The sequence below is a fragment of the Duncaniella muricolitica genome, assembly GCF_910574735.1.
Taxonomy (GTDB): domain Bacteria; phylum Bacteroidota; class Bacteroidia; order Bacteroidales; family Muribaculaceae; genus Duncaniella; species Duncaniella muricolitica.
The window spans coordinates 1-6,265 of the sequence record NZ_CAJTCF010000126.1; the positions used below are offsets into that span (position 1 = coordinate 1).

Consider the following 6,265-nt stretch of genomic DNA (forward strand, 5'->3'; position numbering starts at 1 on the left):
TATTCAATAGTTTTGAATACCATAAAGTTACAAAACTTTATGGACATAAAAAAGCCTCAGCTTGTGAAAGTTGAGGCTTTTGCTATTTTTTTTGAGAAATAGTTCTGCAACAACCTCAGGTTAGACTATGGCTACCAGTCCGCTCTGACGGGAATTGTGGAACGTCCGAAACTAAAGGGCATTCTCGACCGGCGTCAGAGGACCGGAATGTCCGAAGAGTCGGAATATGCGTTTATGGCTTCCAAAGAAGCATTTGATGAAGCCGGCATTTCAGATGACTATCTAAAGGAGAACGAAGTTGGTATCATCTTCGGTAACGATTCATCGGCCAAGGCTGTCATTGAGGCTCATGAAATAATGAAAGAAAAGAAAGATTCCGCATTAGTAGGATCTGGTTCTATTTTTCAGTCCATGAACTCGACGGTCAATATGAACCTCAGCACCATATTCCACCTTAAAGGAATTAATATGACCATAAGTGCAGCCTGTGCCAGCGGATCTCATTCTATAGGTCTTGGATATATGATGATTAAACAAGGTCTTCAAGATATGATATTGGTTGGAGGTGCTCAGGAAACCAACTACTACTCAATGTCTTCTTTCGATGCTCTTGGCACTTTCTCTTCAAGAATGGATGAGCCTACCAAAGCATCACGTCCATTTGATAAGAACAGGGATGGATTGATTCCCAGTGGCGGTGCCGCAGCATTGGTGCTTGAAGATTATGACCACGCCATTGCCAGAGGTGCAAACATTCTTGCTGAAGTGGTGGGATATGGATTTTCATCAAATGGCGGAGGCATCTCACAGCCCAGCGATGAAGGGTCAGAGCGAGCAATGAAAAGGGCACTCGCAGACGCAGGTATTTCTGCTGAGGAAGTTGATTATGTGAATGCACATGCCACTTCAACTCCTCAGGGTGATGACTATGAGGCAATAGCATTAGACCGGATATTCGGCGGGAAGAAAGCTCTTATAAGCTCTACCAAATCCATGACCGGTCATGAGTGTTGGATGGCTGGAGCTAGCGAAGCTGTTTATTGTGTTTTGATGATGCAAAATAGTTTTGTAGCACCAAACATCAATTTGGATGAGCCTAGTGAACATGCAGCTAATCTTAATATAGCTAAATCTACAATAGACATGCCAATTGATATTGCACTCAGCAACTCATTTGGATTTGGTGGAACAAATAGTGCTCTTGTGATAAAAAAAATAATCTAACGTAATAATCATATGAAAAAGTTACTCTTTTCAATTTTAATTGTCATGATGGCAATCCCTGCTTTAGCAGGGACCAAACTCGTGACAGGTTCACTCTCAGAACTGAAGGGAGCAAAAAGCGTTCCGTTCATTGTCAATTGGGATGGTGCTGTGTACAGCAAAGCTGGTACACTTGTTGATTTCCTTGACAAAGCAGTCAGAAACAATGACTGGGAAGAAGGTTCTCTCAACTACCTCTTCCAAAAGGCTAATTCGCGTACTGGCGAATATGGTGTTCGTCTTGTTGACAAAGATACTCAGACAGACTCTGAATACTACTTTGAAATGGTAGTGGAAACCATTTCAAAAGGCGGAGACATAAAAGGAGAAATTCACCTGAAGAAAAAGGGTCAGGATGAGCCTATCGCAATCATGACATTTGCATCTGATGATGCAGACGACAATGATAAAATTGCCTTTCGAGATCAATTTAAGTCCATCGGAGAAAGTCTCGGGAAGTTAATTGTAAAACAAATTAAGTAAACCAATGAATCATAAAGTTATGGGGCTAAGGAGTCCCATAACTTTTAATGCAAAAATTGAATGAATCTATTTCCAGAACTTAAAAAGAGATATTCAGGAGACAATCTAAATGCAAGAGAAGCTCAACGTCTTGCAGAGTTTATTGCATTTGGCCCTGTGGTATTCCAGACTGCTCGCATTTTGTTAAAATGGGGAATCTTGGATATAATTCGGGATTCAGATAATGGTATGACCATTGATGAAGTCGCGAAACATACTAACATCTCCATATACGCTGCAAAATGTCTGATGGAAGCTGCTCTTTGTATCGGTATACTTTTTATAGATCCGGAAACAGATCGGTTCAAAATATCAAAGACAGGATGGTTTCTCATTAACGACCCAGCAGTACGTGTTAATATTGATTTTAATCATGATGTTAACTACGAAGGCTGGTTCCACCTTGAAGAATCTCTTAAAGAGGGGAAGCCTGCCGGATTAAAACATTTCGGTGACTGGCCAACAGTTTACGAGGGCTTATCCAGCCTTCCGGAGCAAGTGCAAAAGTCATGGTTCGGATTTGACCATTTTTACAGTGATTCGTCATTTCCAGAAGCTCTCGAAATTGTATTTAAGAAGAATAAGACACGGTCGCTATATGATGTCGGTGGTAATACCGGCAAATGGGCTCTCCAGTGTGTTGCATATGATAATGACGTTGAGGTAACCATATTGGATCTTCCTCAGCAAATCAAGCTGATGGAAACGAATACATCCGGGAAAGAAGGAGCCAATCGCATAAAGGGATATGGGATTAATCTTCTTGAAGCTTCCGCAAAGTTCCCCAAAAACGAAACCGCGCCCGATGCCATTTGGATGAGCCAGTTTCTGGATTGCTTCTCAATGGAAGAAATCGTAAGCATTCTTTCAATAGCCAAGGAAGCTATGGGTGACAACACCAGAATCTATATAATGGAAACATTATGGGACCGTCAGCGTTTTGAACCCGCGGCTTTCTGTCTGACTATGACAAGCCTATATTTTACAGCCATTGCAAATGGCAACAGTAAAATGTACAACACTGAAGATCTTGCAGAGTGCATAAAGAAAGCCGGACTTGAAATAGAAAAAATTTATGACGGGTTGGGTCAAGGGCACAGCATAATAAAAGTAAAACTAATAAACCAATAACAGTAATGACAAGAGAAGAAATAGAAGAAAAGGTAAAGGGCTTCATGATCGAGGAACTTGAACTTGAAGAAGATGATCTCGTGGCTGAAGCCCTCCTCAAAGATGACCTCGGGATTGACAGTCTAGACTACGTTGACATCGTGGTCATTGTAGATAAAATCTTCGGATTCAAAATCAAGCCGGAGGAGATGACAGATGTCAAGACCCTCGGTCAGTTCTGCGACTACATCGAATCCAAGGTAGGATAAATGGAAAAAGAGTGGGCAGGAACTACATACGGCAACGGTTGGATGCACAAGTGGCTCATCCGTATGCTCCGTTTCATTGATGTACGGATTCTTTACGGATTCGTATCCATCTTTGTTATTCCTGTCTGTCTGGCAATCAATCCAAGTAGAGGTCTAATCTACCGATATTTGCGTAAACGTCAAAAAAATGGCATTATAAGGGCTGCATGGCTGACTTATGTCAATCATTGTCTGTTCGGGCAAGTGGTCGTTGACAGGTTCGCAATGTATGCCGGGAAAAAGTTCGAAGTTGAGATAGATGGCTATGACAACTATCTGAGATTAGCAGATAATCCCGACGGATTTATCCAGTTAAGTGCGCATATCGGGAACTATGAAATTGCCGGATATACATTAAAAGCAGAGAAGAAGAAATTCAATGCGTTAGTGTTTTTCGGTGAGAAGGAATCAGTCATGCGCAATCGACAAAAATTGTTCTCGACTACGAACATCAATATGATTGCCATTCGCCCAGACATGGGTCATCTCTTTGAAATTAATGCCGCATTGGCCAACGGAGAGGTTGTCAGTATGCCGTCCGACCGTGTATTCGGTTCCGACAAACATCTTGCAATTGACTTCCTTGGGGAGAAAGCCAAATTTCCCTATGGCCCATTCAGCATAGCCACGATGAGAGGTTTGGAAGTAATTGCTGTCAATGTCCTTAAGATATCTGCTAAGAAATATAAAATCATAGTTACCCCCCTCTGTTACGATGGACAGGCTCCAAGAAAGGAACAGATCCGGCAACTCAGTTCGGCTTATGTAAATGAACTGGAGCGTGTTGTAAATATCTATCCGACTCAGTGGTATAACTATTTTGAATTTTGGGAAAATGATAATTGAGATAAATCCGCGAACCCCGCCAGATGAATTTGTAAGGCAAATCGATGTTCACACATTGTTGCCTCAACAGGAGCCATTTGTCATGATAGGACAGATGGAGCATTTCGACATGACCAACGTGAGAACAACCACACAGGTGCTGATGTCAAATATTTTTGTAGAAGGTGGAGTGCTGGATGCTTCCGGCATCATTGAAAATATTGCCCAAACTTGTGCTGCAAGAATCGGCTATATAAATCAATATATACTGAAGAAAGGTATTCAGATAGGATTTATTGGAGCAATAAAGAATTTCCAAACACATAGTCTTCCTAAAGTAGGTGAAACCATAGAAACCTCTGTTACCATCAATGAGGAGGTCTTTGGAATGCTTTTGGCAACAGCGCAGGTCACTACACCGGACAGACTCATTGCAACAACAGAGATAAAAATCGCAATCAAGGAATAATGGAACTAACGTCATCAAAAGACATAGAAATTCGCTTCAGCGAAGTGGATATGATGAAGGTCGTATGGCACGGCGCATACCCGTTATATCTTGAAGATGCACGCGAGGCATTCGGTGACGAATATGGGTTGACTTATGAAGGCTATCTTGACAACCAATATTATGCGCCCATAGTGGACATGCAGATACAATATAAATTCCCCCTCCGCTACGGGGTAAAGGCCCGAATTGATATAACGTATCGTCCAACTGAGGCTGCCAAGATTGTGTTTGACTACGAAATACGTGATAAGGAAACCAATCTGCTATACTGCAAGGCTCGCACTATCCAAGTATTCATGGACATGGATTATAATCTCGTATTATTTAATCCGGAATTTTTTGAGAACTGGAAAGCAAAATGGCAGCAATAATAGGTGATAATATCATATCCCCAATGGGATTCACAACAGAGGAAAATTTCCAAGCCGTAAGACTTGGAAAGACCGCATTGCGTCATTTCGATTCTGCTGATGGCATCCCGTTTCCCTTTACCGCCTCTCTTTTTACAAAGGAACAAATAGATGGGCTTAAGGAAGAAAATCTCACTCGTTTTGAGTCTCTGGCTTATCACTCAATTATGAGTGCCATTACGAGCCATCCGGAAATAATCTCCGAACGAACTGTTTTAGTCCTTAGTAGCACCAAGGGAAACGTAGGCGTTCTCCAAGACACCGAAAATGATAAAAATATCATAAATTTAGGTGAAGCAGCAAGAAAGATTTCTGACAAAATAGGTTTGAGCCAATCTCCAATAGTTGTCAGCAATGCGTGTATTTCAGGTGTCTCGGCAATCATTTTGGCCACACGGCTAATCGATGCTGACAAGACAGACAATGTCATCGTCTGTGGTGTTGACGAGCAGAGTCCTTTCATTATATCTGGTTTTGAGTCCTTGAAAGCTTTGTCAGAATCAGAATGCAGACCCTTTGACATAGAGAGGCTTGGTCTTAATTTGGGTGAGGCTGCTGCAACACTTGTTTTATCAAAGCACCCCCAAAAGGGCTGTTGGCAGATAATTGGAGGCGCGATAAGAAACGATGGTTTTCATATAAGCAGCCCCTCACCTAAAGGAGAGGGAGCTTATCAGTCACTGTGTAAAACAATTGAAGGGACTTCCTTTGATGACATTGCAGTTGTAAATGCACATGGTACGGCTACCATGTATAATGACCAAATGGAGTCAAAAGCCATAAGCCGTGCCGGACTTTCGGAAGTGCCGGCAAATGCCTTAAAAGGGTACTTTGGTCACACCATGGGTGCAGCCGGAGTATTGGAAACCATTCTAACAATGCATTCTGTAGAGGATGGCATCATTTTCGGAACAAGAAACTTTGAAGAACTTGGCGTAAGCGGAAAAGTTAACATTACTTCTTCATTGCAGCAAACAAATAGGTCATCGTTTATTAAGATGATTTCCGGATTTGGTGGAGGGAATGCTTCAATTCTTGTATCTCTGAAAGATAAAGGTGGACTTGAAACTCGTAATACTCAGTTTGAAATATCCCATAGGGTAGTTTTGACACAAGATTCTTTAGTGATTGACGGAGTGTCTGCCAAATTGGAATTTTCGGGTGATAAACTTTTGACTGCGCTATACAAGGAACGAATAGGCGATTATCACTACTGTCCACTAAAAATGGACGGGGTTAAAAATTAAATAAATTCGGTTCACTTGAACCATAGAGAACATTGACATTTTTGAAATTCGATTTGTCGAAGAGGTCTC

General features: G+C 41.6%; 7 protein-coding genes and 1 pseudogene. All 8 read left to right on the forward strand.

Features of this window, described 5'->3' with window-relative positions:
• Nucleotides 1-117: 117 nt before the first annotated feature.
• Nucleotides 118-1,224: pseudogene (locus tag QGT73_RS16740) on the forward strand (beta-ketoacyl-[acyl-carrier-protein] synthase family protein); the annotation flags it as partial.
• Between the two features lie 12 nt (nucleotides 1,225-1,236).
• On the forward strand, nucleotides 1,237-1,746 hold the full coding sequence (locus tag QGT73_RS16745) for a hypothetical protein (RefSeq protein WP_135957385.1): 510 nt from the start codon (nucleotides 1,237-1,239) through the stop codon (nucleotides 1,744-1,746).
• A gap of 60 nt (nucleotides 1,747-1,806) precedes the next feature.
• Nucleotides 1,807-2,916 carry a FlxJ family methyltransferase gene (locus QGT73_RS16750; protein WP_068960703.1) on the forward strand — a complete coding sequence of 370 codons (1,110 nt, stop codon included), beginning with the start codon at nucleotides 1,807-1,809 and terminating at the stop codon, nucleotides 2,914-2,916.
• Nucleotides 2,917-2,921: 5 nt separating this feature from the next.
• Complete coding sequence (locus QGT73_RS16755; RefSeq protein WP_068960704.1) at nucleotides 2,922-3,164, forward strand: acyl carrier protein; 243 nt, start codon at nucleotides 2,922-2,924, stop codon at nucleotides 3,162-3,164.
• Entirely contained in the window at nucleotides 3,165-4,049 is an 885-nt protein-coding gene (locus QGT73_RS16760) for an LpxL/LpxP family acyltransferase (RefSeq protein WP_232321496.1), read from the forward strand. It abuts the gene before it with no gap.
• Nucleotides 4,039-4,497 (forward strand): hotdog family protein, encoded by a 459-nt coding sequence (locus QGT73_RS16765; protein ID WP_068960705.1) that lies wholly within the window; start codon nucleotides 4,039-4,041, stop codon nucleotides 4,495-4,497. Before QGT73_RS16760 ends, QGT73_RS16765 begins: the two co-directional genes overlap by 11 nt.
• A complete protein-coding gene (locus QGT73_RS16770; RefSeq protein ID WP_068960706.1) occupies nucleotides 4,494-4,910 on the forward strand; it encodes an acyl-CoA thioesterase in 417 nt (138 codons plus the stop codon). Before QGT73_RS16765 ends, QGT73_RS16770 begins: the two co-directional genes overlap by 4 nt.
• On the forward strand, nucleotides 4,898-6,196 hold the full coding sequence (locus QGT73_RS16775; RefSeq protein WP_280123185.1) for a beta-ketoacyl synthase N-terminal-like domain-containing protein: 1,299 nt from the start codon (nucleotides 4,898-4,900) through the stop codon (nucleotides 6,194-6,196). The genes QGT73_RS16770 and QGT73_RS16775 overlap by 13 nt, the downstream gene beginning before the upstream one ends.
• Nucleotides 6,197-6,265 lie beyond the last annotated feature (69 nt).